Source organism: Kitasatospora sp. NPDC098663, assembly GCF_044760075.1.
GTDB lineage: Bacteria > Actinomycetota > Actinomycetes > Streptomycetales > Streptomycetaceae > Kitasatospora.
Genome location: NZ_JBIWAP010000039.1, coordinates 60,766 through 86,218, shown reverse-complemented (window position 1 = coordinate 86,218; position 25,453 = coordinate 60,766). Strand labels below are relative to the sequence as shown.

20 protein-coding genes, 1 tRNA gene and 1 riboswitch are annotated in these 25,453 nt (G+C 72.6%); of the genes, 13 read left to right on the top strand and 8 right to left on the bottom strand.

Annotation, left to right across the window (positions count from 1 at the left end; genetic code table 11):
* Nucleotides 1-4 precede the first annotated feature (4 nt).
* The 4 genes from ACIQVZ_RS32560 to ACIQVZ_RS32545 all read right to left on the bottom strand — a co-directional run bounded on the left by ACIQVZ_RS32560 (nucleotide 5) and on the right by ACIQVZ_RS32545 (nucleotide 5,636).
* Complete coding sequence (locus tag ACIQVZ_RS32560) at nucleotides 5-1,714, bottom strand: dipeptide ABC transporter ATP-binding protein (RefSeq protein ID WP_402454922.1); 1,710 nt, start codon at nucleotides 1,712-1,714, stop codon at nucleotides 5-7.
* Between the two features lie 13 nt (nucleotides 1,715-1,727).
* The gene (locus ACIQVZ_RS32555) at nucleotides 1,728-2,720 is read right to left on the bottom strand and encodes an ABC transporter permease (protein WP_063350084.1); all 993 of its coding nucleotides are present in this window, start codon (nucleotides 2,718-2,720) and stop codon (nucleotides 1,728-1,730) included.
* Between the two features lie 123 nt (nucleotides 2,721-2,843).
* Nucleotides 2,844-4,595: an ABC transporter substrate-binding protein gene (locus ACIQVZ_RS32550; RefSeq protein WP_402454920.1), complete on the bottom strand. Its 1,752-nt coding sequence runs from the start codon at nucleotides 4,593-4,595 to the stop codon at nucleotides 2,844-2,846.
* 75 nt (nucleotides 4,596-4,670) lie between these two features.
* Nucleotides 4,671-5,636, bottom strand: a complete 966-nt coding sequence (locus ACIQVZ_RS32545) for an ABC transporter permease (RefSeq protein ID WP_350875529.1) — start codon at nucleotides 5,634-5,636, stop codon at nucleotides 4,671-4,673.
* 305 nt (nucleotides 5,637-5,941) lie between these two features.
* Nucleotides 5,942-6,037: riboswitch (ZMP/ZTP riboswitch) on the top strand.
* A gap of 29 nt (nucleotides 6,038-6,066) precedes the next feature.
* On the opposite strand from ACIQVZ_RS32545, the gene ACIQVZ_RS32540 reads away from it, so the two are divergent.
* The gene (locus tag ACIQVZ_RS32540; RefSeq protein ID WP_402454917.1) at nucleotides 6,067-7,629 is read left to right on the top strand and encodes a glycine hydroxymethyltransferase; all 1,563 of its coding nucleotides are present in this window, start codon (nucleotides 6,067-6,069) and stop codon (nucleotides 7,627-7,629) included.
* Nucleotides 7,630-7,701: 72 nt separating this feature from the next.
* Here ACIQVZ_RS32540 and ACIQVZ_RS32535 read toward each other — a convergent pair whose 3' ends face one another.
* Nucleotides 7,702-9,132, bottom strand: a complete 1,431-nt coding sequence (locus ACIQVZ_RS32535; protein ID WP_402454915.1) for an aldehyde dehydrogenase family protein — start codon at nucleotides 9,130-9,132, stop codon at nucleotides 7,702-7,704.
* A gap of 595 nt (nucleotides 9,133-9,727) precedes the next feature.
* Here ACIQVZ_RS32535 and ACIQVZ_RS32530 point away from each other — a divergent pair.
* Nucleotides 9,728-10,717 carry a class I SAM-dependent methyltransferase gene (locus ACIQVZ_RS32530; protein ID WP_402454913.1) on the top strand — a complete coding sequence of 330 codons (990 nt, stop codon included), beginning with the start codon at nucleotides 9,728-9,730 and terminating at the stop codon, nucleotides 10,715-10,717.
* Between the two features lie 113 nt (nucleotides 10,718-10,830).
* Here the strand turns inward: ACIQVZ_RS32530 and ACIQVZ_RS32525 are convergent, their stop codons facing one another.
* Both ACIQVZ_RS32525 and ACIQVZ_RS32520 read right to left on the bottom strand, forming a co-directional pair.
* Nucleotides 10,831-12,504 carry an APC family permease gene (locus ACIQVZ_RS32525; protein WP_402454911.1) on the bottom strand — a complete coding sequence of 558 codons (1,674 nt, stop codon included), beginning with the start codon at nucleotides 12,502-12,504 and terminating at the stop codon, nucleotides 10,831-10,833.
* 331 nt (nucleotides 12,505-12,835) lie between these two features.
* Nucleotides 12,836-12,920 (bottom strand) — tRNA-Leu (locus ACIQVZ_RS32520).
* 384 nt (nucleotides 12,921-13,304) lie between these two features.
* On the opposite strand from ACIQVZ_RS32520, the gene ACIQVZ_RS32515 reads away from it, so the two are divergent.
* Nucleotides 13,305-13,832 carry an ATP-binding protein gene (locus tag ACIQVZ_RS32515; RefSeq protein ID WP_402454944.1) on the top strand — a complete coding sequence of 176 codons (528 nt, stop codon included), beginning with the start codon at nucleotides 13,305-13,307 and terminating at the stop codon, nucleotides 13,830-13,832.
* Between the two features lie 32 nt (nucleotides 13,833-13,864).
* On the opposite strand, the gene idi is transcribed toward ACIQVZ_RS32515, so the two are convergent.
* On the bottom strand, nucleotides 13,865-14,521 hold the full coding sequence (gene idi / locus ACIQVZ_RS32510) for an isopentenyl-diphosphate Delta-isomerase (protein ID WP_350875539.1): 657 nt from the start codon (nucleotides 14,519-14,521) through the stop codon (nucleotides 13,865-13,867).
* Nucleotides 14,522-15,013: 492 nt separating this feature from the next.
* Here idi and ACIQVZ_RS32505 point away from each other — a divergent pair, with 492 nt between their 5' ends.
* The 10 genes from ACIQVZ_RS32505 to ACIQVZ_RS32460 all read left to right on the top strand — a co-directional run bounded on the left by ACIQVZ_RS32505 (nucleotide 15,014) and on the right by ACIQVZ_RS32460 (nucleotide 25,453).
* Complete coding sequence (locus ACIQVZ_RS32505) at nucleotides 15,014-15,769, top strand: phosphocholine cytidylyltransferase family protein (protein ID WP_350875541.1); 756 nt, start codon at nucleotides 15,014-15,016, stop codon at nucleotides 15,767-15,769.
* Complete coding sequence (locus tag ACIQVZ_RS32500; RefSeq protein WP_063350092.1) at nucleotides 15,757-16,818, top strand: iron-containing alcohol dehydrogenase family protein; 1,062 nt, start codon at nucleotides 15,757-15,759, stop codon at nucleotides 16,816-16,818. The genes ACIQVZ_RS32505 and ACIQVZ_RS32500 overlap by 13 nt, the downstream gene beginning before the upstream one ends.
* A gap of 91 nt (nucleotides 16,819-16,909) precedes the next feature.
* Nucleotides 16,910-17,647: a CDP-alcohol phosphatidyltransferase family protein gene (locus tag ACIQVZ_RS32495; protein ID WP_363617027.1), complete on the top strand. Its 738-nt coding sequence runs from the start codon at nucleotides 16,910-16,912 to the stop codon at nucleotides 17,645-17,647.
* Nucleotides 17,644-18,543 (top strand): glycosyltransferase, encoded by a 900-nt coding sequence (locus tag ACIQVZ_RS32490; protein ID WP_350875543.1) that lies wholly within the window; start codon nucleotides 17,644-17,646, stop codon nucleotides 18,541-18,543. Before ACIQVZ_RS32495 ends, ACIQVZ_RS32490 begins: the two co-directional genes overlap by 4 nt.
* A 136-nt stretch (nucleotides 18,544-18,679) precedes the next feature.
* Complete coding sequence (locus ACIQVZ_RS32485) at nucleotides 18,680-19,621, top strand: ABC transporter permease (RefSeq protein ID WP_387814480.1); 942 nt, start codon at nucleotides 18,680-18,682, stop codon at nucleotides 19,619-19,621.
* On the top strand, nucleotides 19,614-20,423 hold the full coding sequence (locus ACIQVZ_RS32480) for an ABC transporter ATP-binding protein (protein WP_350875547.1): 810 nt from the start codon (nucleotides 19,614-19,616) through the stop codon (nucleotides 20,421-20,423). Before ACIQVZ_RS32485 ends, ACIQVZ_RS32480 begins: the two co-directional genes overlap by 8 nt.
* Before the next feature lie 258 nt (nucleotides 20,424-20,681).
* Nucleotides 20,682-21,662 (top strand): squalene synthase HpnC, encoded by a 981-nt coding sequence (gene hpnC / locus ACIQVZ_RS32475; protein WP_402454942.1) that lies wholly within the window; start codon nucleotides 20,682-20,684, stop codon nucleotides 21,660-21,662.
* Nucleotides 21,663-21,703: 41 nt separating this feature from the next.
* On the top strand, nucleotides 21,704-22,561 hold the full coding sequence (gene hpnD, locus ACIQVZ_RS32470) for a presqualene diphosphate synthase HpnD (protein WP_350875695.1): 858 nt from the start codon (nucleotides 21,704-21,706) through the stop codon (nucleotides 22,559-22,561).
* A 142-nt stretch (nucleotides 22,562-22,703) separates the two neighbouring features.
* Nucleotides 22,704-24,140, top strand: a complete 1,437-nt coding sequence (gene hpnE, locus ACIQVZ_RS32465) for a hydroxysqualene dehydroxylase HpnE (protein ID WP_402454908.1) — start codon at nucleotides 22,704-22,706, stop codon at nucleotides 24,138-24,140.
* A 224-nt stretch (nucleotides 24,141-24,364) separates the two neighbouring features.
* Nucleotides 24,365-25,453 carry a polyprenyl synthetase family protein gene (locus tag ACIQVZ_RS32460; RefSeq protein WP_402454941.1) on the top strand — a complete coding sequence of 363 codons (1,089 nt, stop codon included), beginning with the start codon at nucleotides 24,365-24,367 and terminating at the stop codon, nucleotides 25,451-25,453.

The following is a 25,453-nucleotide window of genomic DNA, read 5'->3' as shown; positions in this document are numbered from 1 at the left end:
GGGCTTAGTGCACCGCCGCCAGCAGCTCCCGGGTGTACTCGGTGTGCGGCGCGCTGAACAGGCGGTCGCGGTCGGTGGACTCGACCAGTCGGCCCCGGTGCATCACGGCCACCCGGTCGCAGAAGTGCCGCACCACGGCGAGGTCGTGCGAGACGAACAGGAAGGCGACGCCGAGGTGTTCGCGCAGCTCCATCAGCAGGTTGAGCACCTGCGCCTGGACCGAGACGTCGAGGGCCGACACCGGTTCGTCCGCGATGATCAGGCGCGGCTGCGGGGCGAGGGCCCGCGCGATGCCGATCCGCTGGCGCTGTCCGCCGGAGAACTCGTGCGGGTAGCGGTCCAGGTGGGCGGCGGGCAGCCCGACCTGGTCCAGCAGTTCGGCCGAGCGCTTCCGCCGCTGCGCCGCGTCGAGTGAGGTGTGCAGGCGCAGCGGGGTGTCGAGGGTCTGGGCGACGGTGCGGCGCGGGTTGAGGGAGGCGTACGGATCCTGGAAGACCAGCTGGATCTCCCGGCTGAGCCGGCGCCGCAGCTCCCGGCCCGGGCGGGTGGCGTCCTGGCCGTCGTACAACACCGTTCCCGAGGTGGGCTGTTGGAGGCCGGCCAGGACGCGGGCGGTGGTGGACTTGCCGGAGCCGGACTCGCCGACCAGCCCGAGCGTCTCGCCGGGGGCGATCCGCAGTCCTACGCCCTCCACGGCCCGGACGGGCTCGGTGCGCAGGCTGGGGAGGCGGCGCCGCCCGGGGAAGTGGACGGCGAGGTCCGTCACTTCGACGAGCCAGCGCTCGGGGCGCCCGACCGCCCGGGGCGTGAATTCGACGTCGGGTGACGGATCGTCAACTATCGGCAGTGGTGCACCGGGTACGGAGTCCAGGGTGAGCGCCGCCCCGACCAGTGCGCGGGTGTACGGCTCGCGCGGCGCGGCCAGCAGTTCGGCGGTCGGCGCGGACTCGACCTGGACGCCGCCGCGCAGCACGAGCGTGCGGTCCGTCGTCCCGGCGACCACGCCGAGGTCGTGGCTGACCAGCAGCACCGCCGTGCCGTGCTCGCGCTGCAACTCGCCGAGCAGGTCGAGGACCTGCCGCTGCACCCGGGAGTCCAGGGCGGTGGTGGGCTCGTCGGCGATCAGCACCTTCGGGTCGTTCATCAGCGCCATGGCGATCATCACCCGCTGGCGCATCCCGCCGGAGAACTGGTGCGGGAAGTCGCGCACCCGGGCGGCCGGGATGCCGACCCGGTCGAGCATCGCGGCGGCCCGTCGGCGGGCCTCGGTGCGACCGGCGCCGGGGTGGTGCAGCCGGTACATCTCGGCGAGTTGGGCGCCGACGCCGTGGAAGGGGCTGAGCGAGGTGAGCGCGTCCTGGAAGACCAGCGCGGCCCGGCCGCCCCGGACCGGGCGCAGCGCGGACTCCGTCGCGCCCACCAACTCCTGGCCTTCCAGCCGGATCGAGCCGGTGACGGTGGTGGTGCGCGGGTCGTGCAGGCCGAGGACGGCGAGGCCGGTGGCCGACTTGCCGGAGCCCGACTCGCCGACCAGGCCGAGGACTTCACCGGCGGCGAGGTCGAAGGAGAGCCCCCGGACGGCGGTCACGGGAGCGCCGCCGCGCGGGTCGGCGAAGGTGACGGTCAGATCGTGAACGCTCAGCACGGGCTCTGCGGCAGGCGCGGCACCGGGCCCAGGGGTGGCCCCGGGCGCGGACTCAACAGTGGACGTCATCGAACGGCTCCAGTCAGCTCAGGCGGATTCGCGGGTCGAGCCAGGCCACCACCAGATCGGCCAGCGCGACGAACAGCACCACGAAGCAGGCGGCCAGCAGCACCGCGCCGACCACCGCGGGCAGGTCCTGCCCGGACACCGCCTGGGCGGCGAACCGTCCGACCCCGTTCAGTCCGAACACCGTCTCGGTGATGACCGCCCCGCCGAGCAGCACTCCGGCCTCCAGGCCGAGCAGTTGCACCAGCGGCCCGGCGGCGCCGCGCGAGGTGTACTTGAGGTGGGCGCGCAGTCGGCCGAGGCCCTTGCCGCGCGCGGTGCGGACGTACTCCTCGTTCATCGTCTCCAGCAGCTGGGAGCGTGAAAGCCGGGCGAAAACAGCGGAGTTGACGAAGCCGAGGACGAGCCAGGGGAGCAGCAGCCCGCCCGCCCAGGCCGCGAGGTCCTCGGTCGGCGGGGTGTAGGAGGGCAGCGGCAGCAGGCCGGTGGAGTAGACCAGTGCCCACTGGGCGACGTACCCGAGGAAGTAGATCTGCACGCTGGCGCCGACGAGGGTGAAGCCGGAGAGCAGCCGGTCGGTGCGGCCGCCGTGCCGTAGCGCGGAGACGAAGCCGGTACCGAGGCCGAGCACCAGCAGGACGGCGAGGGCTCCGGCGGTGAGCGAGAAGGTGACCGGCAGGTGGTCGGCCAGGGCCTCGGTGACGGGCTGGTGCAGCCGGTAGGAGTAGCCGAGGCAGGGTGCGTCGCAGTGGATGACCGAGCCGTCCACGTCGCTGATGTCGCGCCCGGCGACGACCCCGGTGAGGTAGTCGGTGTACTGGGTGAGCAGCGGCTGGTCCAGGCCCATGCTCTGGCGCACCGCCGCGACTTGGCCGCTGTCGCAGCGCGGGCCGCAGGCGGCGCGGGCCGGGTCGGCGGGCGCGGCGTAGAAGAGGGCGAAGGCGGCGGCGGAGACCGCGACCAGGACGGCGAGGGCCTGGAGGGTCCGCCGCAGGGCGAAGGAGAGCATGGCCGGTCCGGGGTCGACGGGACGGGGAGACGTACGGGGAGGCGTCCGCGGGGGCTACGTGGAGCACACGGGGACTTCAGGGGCCCGCCCCCGCACCGACCGGCGCGGGGGCGGGTACGGCGGTCAGGACTTCAGGTACAGCCACGCCAGGCTGACGGTGCCGTAGATGGGGTGGATGAACGCCCCGCCGACGTTGGAGCCGCGCACCTGGTTGACGTTCGCGTAGACGAACGGCAGCATCGGGACGTCCTGCATCACGGTCTTCTCCAGCGCGTACAGCTCCTTGGCCTTGGCGCGCGGCTCGCCGATCTGGTTGATCCGGTCGATCTCCTTGTCCACCGCCGGGTTGCGGTAGCGCGCGGAGTTGAGGTCGCTGCCGGCGCGGCCGTCGAAGGAGAACGGGATCAGCGTGGACGGGGTCGGCCAGTCGACGGAGGAGGTCTCCTCGAACAGGTCGTACGGGGAGTCGGCGCGGTGCACCTCGTCCAGGAACGCCTTGGGGTCGATCGGCTTGGGCACGATGGTGATGCCCGACTTGGCGAAGCCGTCCACCAGCACCTGTGCGGTGCGCTGCCCGTCCGGGGTGTTCCTGTACCCGTAGGTCAGGCTCGTCGGCGCCTGCTTGGCCTTGGCGAGCGCGGCCTTGGCGGCCTCCGGGTCGCCTTCGGGCTTGACCGGGTGGAGGTCGTACTTCTCCCAGTCGATCAGCGCCGGCGAGCTGAGCGTGGTGGCGAGTTCGCCGATCCGGGAGCCGCCCTGGACCTGGCGGGCCTGCTGGCGGGGGTAGCCGAGGTGCAGGGCCTTGCGGACCTCGACGTCCGGCACCCGCTCGTTGTTGATCACCAGCTGGGTGACGAAGGCGCCCTGGCGCCCGGAGACGACCAGGTCCTTGGCCTTCGGGTCGGTGTCGGCGGTCTGGTACAGCTCGGGGGAGAGCACGTCGGAGGCGGTGGTGGCGCTGGCACCGCCGTCGCGCCCGGACAGGATCTCCTGGTTGATGTTGAGCGCCTCCTTGCCGAACGTGAAGACGAACTTGTCCGGGTACTGGCTGCGGATCGGGTCGGTCTCGGCCTTCCAGGCGGGGTTGCGCTCCAGCACCATGCGGGTGTTCTGGACGTGCTCGACGATCCGGTAGGGGCCGGTGGCGAACGGCTGCCGGTCGTAGTCCGTCCCGGTGTCCTTGTCCCGGCGCACCGGCGAGGACGAGGACTGCGCGGCCATGTACGGGACGTCGGCCTGCGGCTGCGGGAAGTGGAAGACGACGGTGTGCTCGTCGGGCGTCTCGATCGCGGCCAGGTCGCCGTCCTGCGGGCCGGAGTACTTGGCGCGCGCCGCCTCGTAGCTGGCCTCGCCGGTGAGCCACTGCGGCCAGTACGGCGGGCCGACCTCGTAGCCCTTGCCGAAGCTGCGCTCGATGCCGTACTTGACGTCCTGGGCGGTGATCGGCTTGCCGTCCTCCCAGGCCACGCCGTCCTTGAGCCGGTACGTCCAGGTGCGCCCGCCGTCGCCGGAGGTGCCGGTGTCGGTCGCCAGGTCGCCGACCAGCTTGGCCTTGCCGTCGACGACCTGGTACTGGGTCAGCTGGCGGCCCCAGAGCAGCGAGGCGTTGTACGTCGCGCCCGCGTAGACCTTCTGCGGGTCGAGGTGGCGGAACTCGACGCTGTTGTACACGTTCACGGTGCCGCCCACGCGGGCGCCGGCGACGGCGGGGGCCGGGCCGGCGCTCTCCTTCTCGCCGCCGAGCGCGGCGGTCAGCGGGGACGTCTCCTTGGCGGCCGCCCCGGCGGGCGCCGGGCCGGTGCCCGCGCCGGCCGAGCAGGCGGTCGCCAGCAGGGCGGTGGCGACGACGGCGAGGGACGGTCTGGTCCAGCGCATGGCGAATCTCTCCTTGCCCCGGGAGCCGGGGCGGGTCGGGGCGGGCTTGGGGTGATGGACGGGGAAGGACGGGGCTCAGCGGACGGCGCGCGGGTCCAGCGCGTCCCGGACGGCGTCGCCGAGCAGGTTGAAGGCGAGCACGAAGAGCAGCAGGGCGACACCGGGGAAGACCATGTAGGTCGGGTCGGCCTGGAAGACCTCGGAGCCGCGGGAGATCATCCGGCCCCAGTCCGGGATCGGCTCCGTGATGCCGACGCCGAGGAAGGACAGCACCGCTTCGGAGGCGACGAAGGTCGGCACCGCCATGGTGGCGTGCACCAGCAGCTGCGAGCGGACGTTCGGCAGCAGTTCGTGGACGACGACATGGAATCGGCCGGCGCCCTGGGCCCGGGCGGACTGCACGAAATCCCTTTCCCGGAGCGACCGCACGGTGGCCCGCAGGGAAAGCGCGAGCGGAATCCAGCCGAACGCGGAGAAGACCAGGATCAGCACCAGGAACTGCATCCACTCCGGTTCCGCGGCGCCCGGATCGACCAGCCGGGACTGGATGACGGGGCTCAGCGCGAGGAGCAGGAGCAGGGTCGGAAAGGCCAGCAGCACGTTGGCCAGGAAGCCGAACAGCCGGTCGGCGATCCCGCCGAGGTAGCCGACCGCGACCCCGGCCAGCACGCCGAGCGTGGTGGTCACGGCGGCGGAGGCGAAGGCGATCAGCAGCGAGGTGCGGATGCCGTAGAGCAGCTGGGTCAGGACGTCCCGGCCGAGCCCCGGCTCCAGGCCGAACCAGAAGTCGCCCGAGATGCCGCCGTTCGGCAGGACGGGCAGGCCGCTGTCGCTGAGCAGGCCGGGGGAGTTCTGGCCGTAGTGCTCGACCGGGTTCTTCCCGTACAGGGCGGCGATCAGCGGGGCGGCGAGGGCGAGCAGCAGGAAGAGCAGGACGACGGCGAGGGCGGCGGCGCCGACCCGGTCGCGCAGGAGCCGGCCGAGCAGCCTCGGCGCGGCGGGTGCGGGGACGGAGCCCGCTGCTGTTTCGACCACGGCCATGAGAGGCGTACTCCCCGAATTCTCCGCCGCCCTGTGGGTGAGGGTGCGCTGGTGTGCATTTCCGAACCGGCCCCCGGGGGTTTCCCGTCGGCCGTTCGAGCGCCATCAGACCGGATGCGCGGGGAGGTCCGCAAATCACCTCCGGCGGTTTTCCCCGGCATTGTTTCGGCGCGTATTGCGGCTTCATTCGGCGTCATTTCGCTGCAATACCGTCGTTGCAGAAGAACGGACATCAAGGGGCGAAACGGGCGTGCCGTCCCGAATCCTGAGATCTCCGCCACATTCCCCCGGGCATTGGTACGATCCCGGGGAGCCGCGACTGGCGCGCACGGATGGAACCGACCATCGGGAAGCGGCTCCGTGCACCCGCACGACAGTTGCCGAGCGCCTGGGCCGTCCGTACTCGTCCGTGCACCACGAGGAGACCGCCTTGGCCACCCCGCACACCCCTCATGCCGTCGAGGCCGCTCAGGCCCCGCACACCCCTCATGCCGTCGAGGCCGCTCAGGCCCCGCACACCCCTCATGCCGTCGAGGCCGCTCAGGCCCCGCACACCACCGCCGGCGCGGCCGCCGACACCGCCTTCCGCAACGCCCTCGACGTGGTCGCCGGCGTGGAGCCGCGGATCGCCGCGGCCATCGGCCAGGAGCTGGAGGACCAGCGCGCCTCGCTCAAGCTGATCGCCAGCGAGAACTACGCCTCCCCGGCCGTCCTGCTCGCCATGGGCAACTGGCTCAGCGACAAGTACGCCGAGGGCACCGCGGGCCGGCGCTTCTACGCGGGCTGCCGCAACGTCGACAACGTCGAGACCATCGCCGCCGAGCACGCCCGCGCCCTGTTCGGCGCCGACCACGCCTACGTCCAGCCGCACTCCGGCATCGACGCCAACCTCACCGCCTTCTGGGCCGTCCTCTCCCAGCGGGTGGAGAGCCCGGCGCTGGAGCGGGCCAAGGTCCGGGGCGTCAACGACCTCACCGAGCAGGACTGGGCGCAGCTGCGCCAGTCGCTCGGCAACCAGCGGATGCTCGGCATGTCCCTGGACGCCGGGGGCCACCTCACCCACGGCTTCCGGCCCAACATCTCGGGCAAGATGTTCGACCAGCGCAGCTACGGCACCGATCCGGCCACCGGCCTGATCGACTACGACGCGCTGCGCGAGACCGCCCGGGAGTTCCGCCCGCTGATCCTGGTCGCCGGCTACTCCGCCTACCCGCGACTGGTCGACTTCCGGCGGATGCGCGAGATCGCGGACGAGGTCGGCGCGACCCTCATGGTCGACATGGCGCACTTCGCCGGCCTGGTCGCGGGCAAGGTGCTGACCGGCGACCACGACCCCGTCCAGCACGCCCAGATCGTCACCACGACCACCCACAAGTCGCTGCGCGGACCGCGCGGCGGCATGGTGCTGTGCGACACCGAACTGGCCGAACACGTCGACCGCGGCTGCCCGTTGGTGCTCGGCGGACCGCTCTCGCACGTCATGGCCGCCAAGGCGGTCGCCTTCGCCGAGGCCCGCCGGCCCGAGTTCCGGACCTACGCGCGCGCCGTCGTGGACAACGCCCGGGCGCTCGCCGAGGGCCTGCTGCGCCGCGGCGGCCGGCTGGTCACCGGCGGCACCGACAACCACCTGGTCCTCGCCGACGTCTCCGGCTACGGTCTGACGGGGCGTCAGGCGGAGGCGGCGCTGCTGGACTCGGGCGTCGTCACCAACCGCAACTCCGTTCCGCAGGACCCGAACGGCGCCTGGTACACCTCGGGCGTGCGCCTCGGCACCCCGGCGCTCACCACCCGCGGCCTCGGCACCGCCGAGATGGACGAGATCGCCGCCCTGATCGACACCGTGCTGCGCGCCACCACCCCGACCACCACTGCGGGCGGCGCCCCCTCCAAGGCGCAGTACCGCCTCGACGACGCCGTGCGCGACGGCGTCGCCAAGCGCGCCGCCGACCTCCTCGCCCCCTTCCCCCTCTACCCGGGCGTCGACCTCACCTGACCGGCCCCGCCTGGCCGGCCGCGACGCCCGGGGGTTCGGGCATCGCGGCCGGCACCCCGTCCGGCGCCGCGGTCAGTACTGCAGCGACTTGTACTGGAGGAACTCCTCCAGGCCGTAACGGCCCAGTTCACGGCCGAGGCCGGAGCTCTTGTAGCCGCCGAACGGGGCGAGCGGGTTGAAGCGGCCGCCGTTGAGGTCGACCTGACCGGTGTCGAGGCGGCGGGCGAAGGCGGCGGCGGTGTCGGTGTCCGGGGCCCAGACGCCGCCGGCCAGGCCGTACTCGGTGTCGTTGGCGAGTTCGGCGGCGTGATCCTCGTCCCGGTAGGGGAGGACCACCAGGACGGGGCCGAACACCTCCTCCCGGGCGATCGCCATGTCCCCCGTGACGTCGGCGAGCACGGTCGGCCGGACGTAGAAGCCGGAGGGCAGGCCCGGGACGGGCTCCGCGCCGCCGACGACCAGCCGGGCGCCCGCGGCGAGCGCGCCCTCGACGTAACCGCGCACCCGGGCCAGCTGCTTGGCGTTGACCAGCGGGCCGATCCGGGTCTGCGGGTCGGTCGGATCGCCCGGGGCGTACTTGGCGGCGGCCTTCGCGGCTGTCGTGACGGCCTCCTCGTACTGGTCCTGGTGCACCAGCAGGCGGGTCCACGCGCTGCACGTCTGGCCCGAGTTGGCGAACACGTTGGCGATGTTGACGTTGACCGCCCGGGCCAGGTCCGCGCCCGGCAGCACCACGTTGGCGGACTTGCCGCCGAGTTCCAGGGCGACGCGCTTCAGGCCCCGGCCCGCCGTCTCGGCGACCTGCCGGCCGACGGCGGTGGATCCGGTGAACGAGACCATGTCCACGTCCGGGTGGGCGGCGAGCGCCGCACCCGCCACCGTGCCCGTGCCGGTCACCAGGTTGAACGTGCCCGCGGGGAAGCCCGCCTCGTGCACCAGCCGGGCGAACAGCCGGGCTACCAGCGGGGTGTCCTCGGCGGGCTTGAGGACCACCGGGCAGCCGGCCGCCAGGGCCGGGACGGCCTTGGCGACGATCTGGTGCAGCGGGTAGTTCCACGGCGTGATGGCCGCGACCACTCCGGCGGGCTCGGCGAGCACCACCGAGTTGCCGATCCGCTCCTCGAAGGGGTGCTCGGCGAGCAGTGTCAGGTAGGAGGTCGCCACGGTCAGTGGCGCTCCGGCGTGCACGGCGGCGGCGAAGCCGACCGGGGCGCCGAGTTCGGCGACCACGGTGGCGGTGATCTCCTCCTGGGCGGCGGCGATTCCGTCCCGCAACCGGGTCAGCAGGGCGAGCCGGTCCGCGCGGGCGGTCGTCGCCCAGCCGCGGGCCGCCCGGCGGGCCGCGGCGACCGCGGCGTCGACGTCGGCGGGCCCGCCGGCGGGCACGGTGGCGAGCACCTGCTCGGTCGCCGGGTTCAGCACCTCGATCGACCCGGCGTCGTCCAGGGAGGGCCGCCAGGCGCCGTCGATGTACTGGTCGCCGTACTCCGCGTACTGCTGCACCGAGTGTCCTCTCATCCGGTCGGCCGCTTGACCAGCAGCGCTGGTCAAGGAACCAGTCAAGGCGGCCCGGGTGGCCGCGCGCAAGAGCCAATCCGGCCCGGTGGGCCGGCGGGTTGCCCCGGGGCGAACCGCGCGGTGTTCTCGTCGAACGGCTCGGCCTCGACGCCCGCGCGCCGCCAGTCCGACCGCTCCAGGGCCTCGCACGGCCACGGCACCGGGCGGCCGCCCGCCACCGTCTGCGCCGTCGGTTCCACCGCCCGCCGCTGGACGTCCAGTTGACGATCCGCGTGCGATGTGACCGGCCGTGCCGTGGTCCGCCGTCGCGGGACACCGGACGAACCGTCCCGAAGGCTCCCTGTTCACCCTCCGGCAGCGAAACGACGGTCCGCGAAAATCATTGCGCGAAAAGCTCCTCACACCCGCGGGCACCGCTGTAGATTGCAGCGAACTCAGCGGTGAGGCACTACTGTTGCCAATGGTTCGTAGTGGTGCACATGGTCCGGGACCAGCGCGTCCCACGGTCGGGCGGGGGCTGCCACCGGGCTGAGGTCTGGCTCAAATCCGCAGGTCATCCGTACCGCAAAAGGAGCATCCCGTGACCGATGCCGCGTTGAAGGACGAGTCGCAGCGGCCCGCCGAACCAGCCGTGCTGGACGACGTTCCGGGCTGGTTCTGGGACCATGACCGGCACTCGTTCGACTGGTTCATGGGGCGGCAGGAGAAGACCGGGGTCACCGGCGACCTGCTGGAGATGGGTGCGTACCTGGGCCGCAGCGCGATCGTGATCGGCGAGCACCTCCAGCCCGGCGAGTCCTTCACCGTCTGTGACCTCTTCGACTCGGACGCGCCGGACGACGAGAACGCGGCCGAGATGGACACCTCCTACCGGAAGTCGCTGACCCGCTCGGCCTTCGAGGTCAACTACCTCGCCTTCCACGAGGAACTGCCGGAGATAATCCAGGCCCCGACCTCCGCCCTGGCCGGCGGGCGGATCGCGGCGGGCACGTTCCGCTTCATCCACATCGACGCCTCGCACCTGTACGAGCACGTCGTGGGCGACCTCCAGGTGGCCCGGGTCGCGCTCCAGGACCAGGGTGTCGTCGTCCTGGACGACTACCGCTCGCAGCACACCCCGGGCGTGGCCGCCGCGACCTGGGGCGCGGTCTTCAACCACGGGCTCAAGCCGATCATGTTGACCGAGTGCAAGTTCTACGGCACCTGGGGGGATCCGGAGCCGTTCCAGCGCGACCTGCTCGACCGGGTGGACCTCGCCGAGGGCTGTTACCTCAGCTCCGAGACCCTTAACGGGCAGCAGGTGCTCCGGATGACCGGCAGCTCGGACGGGATCGACGCGTTCCGCCCCTCCCGCCACCACCGGCGGCTGGCCTCCGAGGCGGCCCGGAACGAGGCCTCGCAGTCCCGCCGGGCGGCCCAGGAGGCCCAGGAGGAGGCCGCCCGCGACCTCGCCGCCCGCCGGGCCCGCGCCGCCGAACTGCGCCGCCCGGCCAATGTCGCCAAGCGCGCCGCCCGCGACCTGCTCCCCCCGGTCGTCACCGCCGTCATCCGCCGCGCCCGCCGCGGCTGACGGGTTCGACCGGCACCCGGCGGCACCCCGTCCTGTCCCGTCCCATCCCGGCCCCGCCAACGCCGAAGGGCCGGTCGACGAACTCGACCGGCCCTTCACCGTTGCACGCTTCCTCAGGCCCGCGAGGCCTCCCGCGGCTCCTGACCGGAGCCCGCAGAGCCGTCGGCGCCCTCGCCGGCCGCGGCCTCCTCGGCCAGCTCGCGCCGGACGGCGGCCAGGGACGGGTTGGCCCAGGCGCTGGCGACGCCCCAGCGGTAGAAGGCCAGCGCGATGGCCGCGACGACCAGCAGGTCCCAGCCCTCGGGCAGGTAGCCCTGGCCGCCGAAGTCGGTGCTGCCGGCCCAGGAGACGCCGGCCATCACGAACAGGTACGCGACCATCCAGGCGCCCGCCTTCAGGTGCGGCTTCAGCTCGGCCCACGGCTTGCGCAGCTCGTACCAGGCCCAGATCGGCAGACCGGCGGCCATCAGCAGGATGACCTTGCCGGTGAGCGGCCAGCGGGCCCAGTACAGGACCAGCGAGCCGAACACCATCGCCACGGGGGCGATGACCGGCATGGCCCGCAGCCGGACCGGCCGGGGCAGGTCCGGCGCCAGGCGGCGCAGCGCCATCACGGCGACCGGGCCGGTGACGTACGAGATCACGGTGGCGACCGAGACGATCTCGGCCAGCGAGCCCCAGCCGCGGAAGACCGCGAGGAACAGGAAGGCGACCACCAGGTTGAGCACCAGGGCCGGGCGCGGGATGCCGGTCTTGGCGTCGACCTTGCCGAAGATCTTCGGCAGGTGGCCGTTCTCCTGCACGCCGTGGATCATGCGCGAGGTGGTGGCGGCGTAGATCATGCCGGTGCCGCTGGGGGAGACGAAGGCGTCCGCGTACAGCAGCAGGGCGAGCCAGTTGAGGCCCCAGACCATCGCGAGGTCGGCGAGCGGCGAGGTGTAGGCGAGGTTGCTCCAGCCGTGCGACAGGTCGGCGGCCGGGATGGCACCGAGGAAGGCGATCTGCAGCGCGACGTAGATCACCAGGGCGATCAGGATCGAGCCGATGACGGCCTTGGGCAGCGACTTGCCGGGGTTGCGGGCCTCGCCGGCCAGGTTGAGCGGGGACTGGAAGCCGTTGAAGGCCCAGACGATGCCGGACACCGCGACGGCGGTGAACACGGCGCTCCAGCCGTTCGGCGCGAAGCCGCCGTGGTCGGTGAAGTGGGCGGTGTCGAAGTGGGCGAACAGCAGCGCGCCGGCGGTCAGGGTCGGGACGATGACCTTGAAGACGGTGATCGCCGTGTTGGTCTTGGCGAACATCGTGATGGCGAACCAGTTGAGGATGAAGTAGCCGACCAGCAGCACGCTGGCCAGTGCCACCCCGCTCAGGGTGAGTTCCTTGCCGTTGTACAGCCCCTGTGCCCAGTCGAAGTGCCAGGAGCTCATGTACTGGACGGAGGCGGTGGCCTCGCCGGGGATGACCGAGACGATGGCGATCCAGTTGGCCCAGGCGGCGAGGTAGCCGGCCAGCGAGCCGTGCGAGTACTGGCCGTACCGGACCATGCCGCCGGCCTTGGGGAACATCGACCCGAGCTCGCTGTAGGTGAGCGCGATGGTCAGTGCCACCGCGGCCCCGATCACCCAGGCCAGGATCGACGCGGGGCCGGCCAGCCGGGCGGCGCGCTCGGCGCCGAACAGCCACCCGGATCCGATGATGGACCCGAGCCCCACGGCGGTCAGGCTGATGGTGCCGAGCGATCGCCGGTAGTTCTGATGTGATGCCGTCGGAGACTCTGGCTCACTCAACGTATCGGTCCTCTCGCTCGGGGTTTCATCGGGTGGTGTCGTGGTTTTTATGCTGGTTTCCGGACAAACGGAGACAGCCTATGGGGCCAAAAGGGGCGAATACCTCAAGGGAAGCTCAAACTGTCCGATCGTTGCCATCTCGTGTCCGCTTTCCGGGTCACGGCAGGCGCAGAAGTCACCCGGGTCACAGTGGTTGCGGGGGTCGCGACCGCCGCAGCGGCCACCCGGTCCGCGGGGAGAACCCGCGAGAACCCGTGGACGGCGGCGGCGGCGCGCCGGGAAAAAGAAATTCCCCGCGGGTTCCTTTCGGATCCCACGGGGAATTCGGTTGTGTCCGAGGGGGGACTTGAACCCCCACGCCCGATAAAGGGCACTAGCACCTCAAGCTAGCGCGTCTGCCATTCCGCCACCCGGACGGGGTGTGTGCTTCGGGGTTTTTCTCGCCCCCTCGGCGACAGAGAGAACATTACCAGGGTTCTGGAGTGCTTCTCACCTGCGTTTCCCCGGGTGGGGGGACGTCCGGGTCGGCAGGGGTGGTCGGGCTGGCTGGGATGGGTCGCCACGGTGCGCGAACCCCGGCCGAAGCGGTGGCGAGCGCGAAGGAAACGGTCGACCCCGGCGGCGGCCGCGGTCCGTTCCGGCCGGAAGCGGTCCGACACGGGCAACTTGTCGACGGTGCCGCGGTCCCGCCGGTGCCTCTCCTAGCCTCTGTGGATCGAGGGCGCCATGAGCGGAACGCCTGATTCCCGGGTCGCGGACACTCCCGGGTCGCGGACGAAGGGCGGCTGGACGTGGAGCAGATCAGCGGGGCGGCGAAGGCCGAGCCGAGACGCGCCGGGCCGGAGCGCGCACCCGCCGAGCCGAGACGCACCGGGCCGGAACGCGCACCCGCCGGACCGGTCGAGGGCGTGTGGCGCTTCCCGGTGCCGGCCGAGGAGGCCTCGGTGCCGCTGACCCGGCACGCGGTCCGTGACCGCCTGCTGGCCCAGGGGATGGCCGGGGTGCGCTACCAGGAGCTGGTGGACGACGTGCTGCTGATCGTCTCGGAGCTGGTCGGCAACGCGGTGACGCACGCGGCGAAGCTGTCGCCGGAGGTGACGACCGAGTTGGCGGTGCGCCGGGGCTGGGTTCGGGTGTCGGTCGAGGACGGTGACCCGTACCGGCCGAAGGCGCTGGAGAGCGACACCGGGCGGACCGGTGGCCGCGGCCTGCTGCTGGTGAAGAGCGTGACGTTGCAGGCCGGCGGGGTGTGCGACGTGGAGCGGACGGGGGAGGGCGGCAAGGTCATCTGGGCCTCGCTGCCCGTTCCCCCGGAGGCCGACGACTGAGCGCCGCGGGCCCGCTCGCCGGTCCCGCCCGTCTACCAGTCCCGTCCGGCGATCTCGCGGATCCCCGGCAGCGCGGCCTCGAAGACCGTCTCGAACCACACCGAGAACGGCCGCTCGGCGCGCAGTTCCCGCAGTTCCTGCGCGGTCACGAAGGCGTAGTCGTCCACCTCGTCGGGGTTGGGCTCGACGGGCGCGGTCACCAGCCCGACGAACAGGTGGTTCCACTCCCGCTCGATCAGCCCGGAGGCCTCGTCCGGCAGGTCGTAGCGGACCGTGCCCGCCTCGCAGAGCAGCGCCGGCGCGATGCCGAGCTCCTCGGCGGTGCGGCGGGCGGCGGCGACGAACGGCGGCTCGTCCGGGTACGGGTGGCCGCAGCAGGTGTTCGACCAGACGCCGGGGGAGTGGTACTTGCCGAGCGCCCGCCGCTGGAGCAGCAGCCGCCCCTGGCGGTCGAAGAGGAAGACCGAGAACGCGCGGTGCAGCCGGCCGGGCTGCTGGTGCGCCCAGAGCTTCTCGGCGGTGCCGGTGGTGACGCCCTCGTCGTCGACCAGTTCCAGCAGGATCTCGGGACCGGCGCCGGCGGTCCCGGTCGAGGCCCCCGGGGCGACCGTCACGTCCGTCTCGACGTCGAGACCGGTGTCGATCTCGGAGTCGAAGTGTGTCGGGTTGGTCGGCAGGCTCTGGGGCATGGGGCCTCTTTCGGGAGGGGGGAGCAACGGAAGCATCGGGGTACGTCCGGTACACCGGGTGCAGCGGACGCAGCGGGGGCACCGGCGCCGGCGTCGGGCTCCAGTCTGCCGTATGGGTGGCGGTGGGTACGGGTCCCACGCACAACCGGGCGGATCATGACCATCGACAGGTCGATTCCGGGCAGAGATGGGCCCGATACGTTCCCGGAAGGGTCATCGGAATAGCAGGGCCGTTCGGTATCCGTTCCCATCGCGTTCGATCACCGCCTCGTCCTCGCGTTCGATCACCGCATCGCCACCCTCCCGTCACCTCGCAGCCCCCGGCCGCGTTCGGGCCGGCCGCCCGGGTCGCCTACCATCGCTTACGGCACGGTGCCCGCACTCGCGGCGGCACCGGCGCGCCGATTCGCGGCCCGGCCGGACGGAAAGCCGGTGCCCCGGCACCCCGCGCGCACCGCCCCGCGCACCGCACGACGGATCAGGAGACCCCGCATGATCGGCCTCGTTCTGGCAGCCGGCGCCGGCCGCCGGCTGCGCCCGTACACCGACACCCTGCCCAAGGCGCTGGTGCCGGTCGACGGGGAGCGGACCGTGCTGGACCTCACCCTCGGCAACTTCGCCGAGGTCGGCATCCGCGATGCCGCGATCGTCGTCGGCTACCGCAAGGAGGCGGTGTACGACCGCAAGGACGCCCTGGAGAGCAAGTACGGCGTCAAGCTCCACCTGGTCGAGAACGACAAGGCCGAGGAGTGGAACAACGCGTACTCGCTCTGGTGCGCCCGCGAGCTCTTCGCCGAGGGCCTGCTGCTGGCCAACGGCGACACCGTGCACCCGGCGTCCGTGCAGCGCACCATGCTGGAGGGCAACCAGCGCCTCGTCGAGGCCGGCACCGCCCCCGGCATCCTGCTGGCCCTCGACACGGTGAAGAAGCTCGCCGACGAGGAGATGAAGGTCGTCGTCGACCCGGCCGCCGGCATGCGCCGCATCACCAAGCTGATGGACCCGACCGAGGCCACCGGCGAGTACATCGGCGTCACCGTGATCAACCCCGCCGCCGCCGTCGACCTGACGGACGCGCTGCGCGCCACCTACGAGCGCGACCCGCAGCTGTACTACGAGGACGGCTACCAGGAGATGGTCAACCGCGGCCTGCGGATCGACGTGCAGCCGATCGGCGAGGTCTCCTGGGTCGAGGTCGACAACCACGACGACCTGGCGAAGGCGCGGGAGATCGCGTGCCAGTACTGACCCGGCTGGTTCCGTCGCCGCTGTTCGTCGAGGTCCGCCCGGGCGCGCTGGACGCGCTCGGCGGCATCCTCGCCGACCAGCGGCTGTCCGCCTCGGGCCGGATCGCGGTGGCGATCAGCAACGGCTCGGGCGCGGCGATGCGCCGGCGCCTGGAGCCGGCCCTGCCCGGCGCCGACTGGTACAACGTGGACGACGGCAGCCTGGACAGCGCGGTGCGCCTGGCCGAGTCGGTGCGCGGCGGGCACTACGACGCGATGGTCGGCCTCGGCGGTGGCAAGATCATCGACGCCGCCAAGTACGCCGCCGCCCGGGTCGGCCTGCCGCTGGTCGCGGTCGCCACCAACCTGGCCCACGACGGCATCTGCTCGCCGGTCTCCACGCTCGACAACGACGCCGGCCGCGGCTCCTACGGGGTGCCCAGCCCGATCGGCATCATCGTCGACCTGGACGTGATCCGGCAGGCCCCGCCGCGCTTCGTGGCGGCCGGCATCGGCGACGTGGTCTCCAACATCTCCGCCTGCGCGGACTGGGAGTTGTCGCACGCGGTCACCGGCGAGCCGGTGGACGGACTGGCCGTGGCGATGGCCCGCTCGGCCGGCGAGAACCTGCTGCGGCACCCAGGTAACACTCAGGATCAGGACCTCCTCACGGCCCTCGCGGAAGCCCTGGTACTGTCCGGCATCGCGATGAACATCGCGGGCAGCACCCGGCCTTCCTCGGGCGCCTGCCACGAGATCTCGCATGCCCTGGACGTGCTGTACCCCAAGCGTTCCGCCCAGCACGGCGAACAGGTCGGCCTCGGCGCCGCGTTCGCCAGCTTCCTGCGGGGCGAGCGCGAGCTGACCGGTCTGATCGTGGAACGCCTGGCGAGCCACGGGCTGCCGGTGACCGCAGCTCAGATCGGCTTCACCGAGGCGGAGTTCACCGACGCGGTGCACTACGCTCCGAACACCCGCCCGGGGCGCTTCACCATCCTTGAGCACCTCGACCTCTCCCCCTCAGCAATCAGGGACGCGTACGCCGACTATGTCCAAGCCGTCAACAGCTGACCCCTCCACCGCGGGCGCCGAGCGGCCCCCGGTGGACCTGACCCGCCGGCCCTCGATCGAGGAACTGCGCGCGGTGATCCACCCGGAGGGCATGCTCCAGCGCCGCAGCGCCGAGCACTGGGCCGGGCGCCTGTACATGCGGCGGATCTCGCTGCGGATCACCCGCGTGCTCTCCACCGTGACGGCGATCACGCCGAACGGCCTGACGTACCTGATGATGTTCACCGGCGTCCTGGCCGGCGCCGCGCTGGTCGTGCCGGGCATCGCGGGCGCGGTCCTGGGGGCCCTGCTGATCCAGGTCTACCTGCTGCTGGACTGCGTGGACGGCGAGGTGGCCCGCTGGCGTCGGCAGACCTCGCTCACCGGCGTCTACCTGGACCGGGTCGGCCACTACATGTCCGAGGCTGCCCTGCTCACCGGGCTGGGCCTGCGCGCCACCGACCTGCTGCACCGCGAGGGCGGCGGCTCGCACTGGGAGTGGGCGTTCCTGGGCACGCTGGCCGCGCTCGGCGCGATCCTGATCAAGTCCGAGACGGACCTGGTGGACGTGGCCCGGGCCCGCAGCGGCCTGACGGCGGTCGAGGACAGCGCCTCGGTGCCGCGCTCGTCCTCGGTGGCCAAGGCCCGCCGGGCGGCCTCCTTCCTGAAGTTCCACCGCCTGGTCGGCGCGGTCGAGGCCTCGCTGCTGATCCTCGCGGCCGGGATCGCCGACGCCGTCCACGGCGGTCTGTTCTTCACCCGGATCGCGGTGGTGGCGCTGGCGGCGATCGCCATGCTGCAGACCGTGCTGCACCTGCTGAGCATCGTCCTCTCCAGCAGGCTGCGATGAGCGCCCCGACCAGCGCGGAGAGCTTCCGCCTCGGAGCCGTCATCATCACCATGGGCAACCGCCCCGAGGAACTGGCCGCCCTGATCGAATCGGTGCGCGCCCAGGAGGGCGCGGCGGTCGAGCTGGCCGTGGTGGGCCAGGGCGCCGAGCTGCCGCCGCTGCCGGAGGGTGTGCGTAGCGTCGAGCTGCCGGAGAACCTCGGCATCCCGGGCGGGCGCAACGTCGGCATCGAGCTGTTCGGCCGCGACGGCCGGGACGTGGACGCCGTCCTCTTCCTGGACGACGACGGGCACCTGCCGCGCACCGACTCGGCCCGCCTGCTGCGCGAGGCCTTCACCGCCGACCCGGAGCTGGGCATCGTGGCCTTCCGGATCGCCGACCCCGACACCGGCGTGACCCAGCGCCGGCACGTCCCCCGGCTGCGCGCCAGCGACCCGCTGCGCTCGTCCCGGGTGACCACCTTCCTGGGCGGCGCGACCGCCGTGCGCTGCGCGGTGTTCGAGCAGGCCGGGCAGCTGCCCGCGGAGTTCTTCTACGCCCACGAGGAGACCGACCTCGCGTGGCGCGCTGCGGACGCCGGCTGGGCCATCGACTACCGCGCGGACGTGGTGCTGCACCACCCGACGACCTCGCCCGCCCGGCACGCCACCTACTTCCACAACATCGCCCGTAACAGGGTTTGGCTCGCGAGACGGAACCTTCCGGCCCTGTTGGTGCCTCTCTATCTGGGAACCTGGTTCCTGCTGACCCTGGCCCGCCGCCCCTCCTCGGAGGCGCTGAAGGCCTGGTGGGGCGGGTTCCGGGCGGGCTGGCGCGAACCCTGCGGTCCGCGGCGGCCCATGCGATGGCGTACCGTTTGGCGATTGACCAGGCTGGGCCGGCCACCGGTCATCTGATCGAATGATCGATCGCTGCGGCCGGTGACCACACACCGGCCGGACTCTCCCCGTGATCCAGTGGATCCCCATCGGCGCAAGGCCGGCGGACCCCCGTCGACCGGCCGCCCCGACCGATCCCGCGTGAAGGACGAATGTGTCGACAGTGAGTGAACCCGTCAGCCTCTCATCCCCCAGGGGGGTGGACGCGGGCCTGACCCCCAAGCAGCTTGCGGACAAGTACGGCCTGGCCGTGAGCGGCAAGCGGCCCGGCCTGGTCTCCTACACCAAGCAGCTCTGGGCCCGGCGCCACTTCATCTGGGCCTTCGCCACCGCCCGCCTGGTGGCCCAGTACACCGACGCCAAGCTCGGCCAGCTGTGGCAGGTCGTGACGCCGCTGCTGAACTGCGCGGTGTTCTACCTGGTCTTCGGTGTGATCCTGAAGAGCAAGGACAACTTCCCGCCGGACACCTACATCGCCTGGCTCTGCATCGGTGTCTTCGTCTTCCAGTTCACCCAGAACGCGGTGCAGTCCGGTACCCGGGCGATCGCCGACAACCTCGGGCTGATCCGCGCGCTGCACTTCCCCCGGGCCTCGCTGCCGATCGCGTTCACCGTGATCCAGCTCCAGCAGCTGCTGATCTCGATGGTGGTGCTGGTCGGCACCGTGCTGGTCAGCGGCATCAAGCCGGGCCGGACCTGGCTGCTGATCATCCCGGCCCTGGTGCTCCAGATGATGTTCAACACGGGCATCGCCCTGGTCATGGCGCGGCTCGGCTCCAAGACCAGCGACATCTCCCAGCTGATCCCCTTCGTGATGCGGGCCTGGATGTTCCTGTCCGGCGTGATGTTCAGCATCCAGGACAAGATCCACGAGTGGCCCAAGTACATCCAGACGCTGATGGCCCTCAACCCGGCCTCGGTCTACATGGACCTGCTGCGGCACGCCTTCGCGCCGATCATCTACAACAAGCACCAGCCCCAGCACCAGGAACTCCCGCTCCACCAGTGGACCTACGGCATCGGGTGGGCGGTCGTGATGTTCGTGATCGGATACGTCTTCTTCTGGAAGGCCGAGGAGGAGTACGGCCGTGGCTGACGTCGAACTGAGCAAGCTGGACACCATCCGGGACGCGGACGTCGCCCGCGAGCCCACCGTCGTCGTCGACGACGTGCACATCGTCTACCGGGTGCACGGCGCCGGCTCCGGCAAGGGCAGCGCCACCTCGGCGCTGAGCCGCATCATCAGCCGCAAGCGCTCCGCGGGCGTGCGCGAGGTGCACGCCGTGCGCGGCGTCAGCTTCACCGCCTACAAGGGCGAGGCGATCGGCCTGATCGGCTCCAACGGCTCCGGCAAGTCGACCATGCTGGCCGCGATCGCGGGCCTGCTGCCGACCGAGAAGGGCGGCATCTACACCAACGGCCAGCCCTCGCTGCTGGGCGTGAACGCGGCGCTGATGAACGAGCTCACCGGTGAGCGCAACGTCATCCTCGGCTGCCTGGCGATGGGCATGGCGCCGGCCGACGTGCGCAGCCGCTACCAGGACATCGTGGAGTTCTCCGGCATCAACGAGAAGGGCGACTTCATCTCGCTGCCGATGCGCACGTACTCCTCCGGCATGGGCGCCCGCCTGCGCTTCGCCATCGCCGCCGCGAAGACCCACGACGTGCTGCTGATCGACGAGGCGCTGGCCACCGGCGACCAGGCGTTCCAGCAGCGCAGCAAGAAGCGGATCGACGAACTGCGCAAGTCCGCCGGTACGGTCTTCCTGGTCAGCCACGACAACAGTTCGATCCGCGAGGTCTGCGAGCGGACGATCTGGATCGAGGCCGGCGAGCTGATCATGGACGGCCCGACCGAAGAGGTCGTCGGCCGTTACGAGCGCGGCGAGCGCCCGTAGCGGCAGGCCGTCCAGGGGGCCGGTTCCGGGGATTCCGGGGCCGGCCCCCTGTCCGTGCGCCCCCGCCGGTACCCCGGGTGGCCCGCCGCCGCGGGGGTGAGCGCCCCCGTGCGCCGGGCGGGGCGCTCTTCTCCGGCGCGCCCCGTGGTGTCAGGCTGTATGCGCGGGGGCGGTGTGCCGGAGGTGGCGCCCCCGCTCGGACGCGTGTCCGAGTCGGGCCGGTGATGCCCAGCGGTGTAGAACGGGGGAGTGACAGCAGTGTCGGCTTCGGCCCAGCCCAGAGATACGTCGGTGAACCGCTCCGCGGGGGAGACCCTGGACAAGGCGGGCGCGGAGAACTTCCCGGTCGCCCCGTTCTTCCTGCCCGCGGCCTGGCGCGACGACCTGATGGCCGTCTACGGCTACGCCCGGCTGGTCGACGACGCCGGCGACGGCGACCTGGCCGATCCGGCCGCCACCGCCGCCCTGCTCGGGGTCGAGGCCGCGCCCCCGGCCACCCCTTCGGCCCAGTCCGGCCCGCCGACTCCGCAGGACGTCGCCTTCCGCCTCGCACTGCTGGACGGACTGGAGCGCGATCTCGACCGGGTCTTCGAGGCGGCGCTCCACCCGGGGGCCTCCGAGGGCCCCCGCCACCCGCTGCTGCGCGGCCTCGTCCCGCTGGTCGACCGGCACGGGCTCACCCCGGAGCCGTTCCGCCGCCTGATCGAGGCCAACCGGGTGGACCAGACCACCACCCGCTACGCCGGCTACGACGACCTGATCGGCTACTGCACCCTCTCCGCCGACCCGGTCGGCCGCCTGGTGCTGGCCATCGCCGGCGTCGCCACCCCCGAGCGGATCGAGCTGTCCGACGCGATCTGCAGCGCCCTCCAGGTGGTCGAACACCTTCAGGACGTCGCCGAGGACCTCGCCCACGGGCGGATCTACCTCCCCGCCGAGGACCTCGCCCGGTTCGGCGTCACCGAGGCGGACCTCGCCGCCCCCACCGCCGGCGGCCCGGTGCGCGAGCTGATCGCCTTCGAGGTGCGGCGGGCCCGCACCCTGCTCGACCGCGGCGCGCCATTGGTAGGTACGGTTCGGGGGAGGCTTCGACTGCTCCTGGCGGGATTCACCGCCGGCGGGTACGCGGCCCTGGCGGCCATCGAGGACGCCGGGTACGACGTGCTCGCGCAGCAGGCGAAGCCGGACAAGCGCCGCCTCGCAGCGAAGGCGGCGGCCATCTTCGCGAAGGGAAGGTGAACGCCCGAGTGGCGGCATCACCACTGGCGTCGGCCCAGGTCATGGCGGCGTACCGGTACTGCGAGGCAGTCACCGGACTTCAGGCACGCAACTTCAGCTACGGCATCCGGTTGCTGCCCGAACCCAAGCGGCTGGCCATGTCGGCCCTGTACGCCCTGGCCCGCCGGGTCGACGACATCGGCGACGGGGACCTCCCGTCCGACCGCAAGGCCGAGGCGCTGGTGCGCACCCGGGAACTGGTGGACGAGGTCCGCGCAGGGGCGGTCGCCGAGGACGACACCGACCCGATCAAGGTCGCCCTGGCCGACGCGGCCCGGCGCTTCCCGATCCCGCTCGGCGGCTTCGACGAACTGATCGACGGCGTCGAGATGGACCTCAAGGGCGCCGAGTACCAGACCTACGAGGAGCTGAAGGTCTACTGCCGCTGCGTGGCCGGCTCGGTCGGCCGGCTCTCGCTCGGCGTGTACGGCTGCGACGACCCCGAGCGCGGCGCAGGCTACGCGGACACCCTGGGCCTGGCACTGCAGCTCACCAACATCCTGCGCGACCTGCGCGAGGACGCCCTGAACGGCCGCACCTACCTGCCCGCCGAGGACCTGGCCCGGTTCGGCTGCGAGCAGGGCTTCGCGCTGCCCAGGCCGCCGGTCGGCGCCGACTTCACCGGCCTGGTGGCCTTCGAGGCCGCCCGCGCCCAGGCCGCCTTCGAGGAGGGCCTGCGGCTGCTGCCGATGCTCGACCGCCGCAGCCGGGCCTGCACCGCCGCGATGGCGGGGATCTACCACCGGCTGCTCGGCCGGATCGCCGCCGACCCCGAGTCCGTCCTGCGCGGCCGGGTCTCGCTGCCGGGCTGGGAGAAGGCGTACGTCGCGCTTTCCGGGCTCGCCGGGGGGCGTTCTTGATTCTCACCGCAGTTCTGTCACGCTGTGTCAGCGGGGAATCACAAGCGGGCAGGGCAGTGTTGACCACGACCGGGCCGGTCACGAGCGTGCCGGCCGGAGCGACCGCCGCAGGGCGGTCCAGCAATCGCGAGGGGGAGGGCCGATGACCGGGCGAGCCGATGCCGCGCGCCCGGCCGCCGTGGTGGTCGGCGGCGGCCTGGCCGGGATCACCGCCGCGCTGCGGCTGGCCGAGGCCGACCACCGGGTCACGCTGGTCGAGGGGCGGCCCAGGCTCGGCGGGCTGGCGTTCTCCTTCCAGCGCGGCGAGCTGACCGTCGACAACGGCCAGCACGTGTACCTGCGCTGCTGCACCGCCTACCGCGGCCTGCTGGAGCGGCTCGGCGCCGCCCGGCTGGTCCACCTGCAGGACCGGCTGGACGTCCCGGTGCTCTCCGTCTCGGGGCCGGACGCGGCCCCGGTGCGCACCCTCGGGCGGCTGCGCCGGGCCGGCCTGCCCGTCCCGCTGCACCTGGCCGGCAGCCTCGCCCGCTACCCGCACCTCGGGCCGGCCGACCGCGCCCGGGTGGTCCGCGGGGCGCTGGCGCTCCAGGGCCTGGACCTCGCCGACCCGGCACTGGACGAGATCTCCTTCGGCGAGTGGCTGCGCCGCAACGGGCAGAACGCGAACACCCTCGCCGCGCTCTGGGACCTGGTCGGCGTCGCCACCCTGAACGCCCGCGCCGACCAGGTGTCGCTGGCGCTGGCGGCGATGGTCTTCAAGACCGGCCTGCTCTCCGAGCCGGGCGCCTCCGACATCGGCACGGCCGCCGTCCCGCTCGGCGTGATCCACCACGACCGGGCGCTCGCCGAGCTGGAACGCGCCGGCGTGAAGGTGCTGCTGCGCGCCCGTGTCGCGGAGCTCAAGCCGGCCGTGCCCCAGCACGCCGTCCATCTGGAAGGCGGCGCGGAGCCGCTCGCCGCCGAGACCGTCGTGCTGGCCGGCGCCCAGGACAGCGCGGCCGCCCTGCTGCCCCCGAACGCCCTCCCCGGCCAGGACCGGCTGGCCGACTTCGGCACCGCGCCGATCCTCAACGTGCACGTGGTCTACGACCGCAAGGTGCTGCGCCGGCCGTTCTTCGCCGCCCTCGGCTCCCCCGTGCAGTGGGTCTTCGACCGCACCGCGCACTCCGGCCTGGTCGGCACCGGGCTCGGCCGGGCCCACCCCGGCGCCCAGTACCTGGCCCTCTCGCAGTCCGCCGTCCAGGACGAGATCGACCTGCCGGTCGCCGAGCTGCGCCGCCGGTACCTGCCGGAGCTGGCCCGGCTGCTCCCGGCCGCCGCCGGGGCCGAGGTGCTGGACTTCTTCGTCACCCGTGAGCGCACCGCCACCTTCGACCCGGCGCCCGGCAGCGCGCTGCTGCGCCCGTCGGCCCGCACGGACGTCCCCGGCCTGCTGCTGGCCGGCGCGTGGACGGCCACCGGCTGGCCCGCGACCATGGAGGGGGCCGTGCGCAGCGGCCACGCCGCGGCGGACGCGGCGCTCGCCGCTGCCGGCGGCCGGCTCCCGGTGGACCGGGGCGACGGGAGGTGGCCCCGGTGACGGCGGGCGCCGCCGGGGACCCCGCCAGAGCCGGCGGGCCTCCCGTCGCCCGCACCGGCGGGAACGACACCGGCCGCACCGGCGGCACTGACAGCGGTGACACCGGCACCAGCCGCACCGATCCGAGCCGCACCGACACCGGCCACATCGACACCAGCCGCACCGACAGCGCAAGCACCCGGCAGCCCCGGGCGGTCCGGCACCACGAGGGAGAGGGAACGCACGTGGAGTCACGCACCGGCATCGCCGTCGGAGGCACGGCGCACGCCGAACCGGTCTCGGTGCCGGAGCTGCTGGCCCGCAGCCGCACGCTCTGCACCCCGCCGCTACGGTCCGCCGTCGCCCGTTTGGCCGCACCGATGGACACCGTCGCCGCGTACCACTTCGGCTGGATCGACCGGGACGGCACCCCCTCCAAGGGCGACGGCGGCAAGGCCGTGCGCCCCGCCCTGGCCCTGCTCTCCGCCCGGGCCACCGGCGCCGCCGCCGAGGTCGGCGTGCCGGGCGGGGTCGCGGTTGAACTGGTGCACAACTTCTCCCTGCTCCATGATGATCTGATGGACGGTGACGAGACCCGGCGGCACCGGGCCACCGCCTGGACGGTCTTCGGTTCGGCCCAGGCGATCCTGGCCGGCGACGCGCTGGCGACGCTCGGCACGGAGGTGCTGCTCGACGCCGCGGTGCCCGGCGGTACGAGCCCCACCGACGCCGCGCGTGCCGTCCGGCTGCTCACCACGGCGACCCGCCGACTGATCGACGGCCAGGCCATGGACGTCGCCTTCGAACAGCGCGACAGCGTCACCGTCGCCGAGTGCCTGGAGATGGAGGGCGGCAAGACCGCGGCGCTGCTGGCGGCCGCCTCGGCGATCGGCGCCGTCCTGGCCGGGGCCGACGACAAGGTCTCCGAGCCGCTCGAGCGTTACGGCCACCACCTGGGCCTGGCCTTCCAGGCGGTGGACGACCTGCTCGGCATCTGGGGCGCCACCGAGGTCACCGGCAAGCCGCACTGGGGCGATCTGCGCCAGCGCAAGAAGTCCCTGCCCGTCGCCGCCGCGCTGGCCGAGGGCGGCGCGGCCTCGCGCCGGCTCGCCGAGCAGCTGGCCGACCCGAAGGGCCGCGGCGAGGAGGGCGAGCCCGAGCTCGCCGCCCGGGCCGCGCTGATCGAGGAGGCCGGCGGCCGCGCCTGGACCCAGGAGGAAGCCCGCCGCCAGCACACGACTGCCCTCGCCGCCCTGGACGAGGTGCCCATGTCCGACGAGGTGCGCGAGCACTTCGTCGCACTCGCCGAATTCGTGGTGGTACGAGAGAGGTGA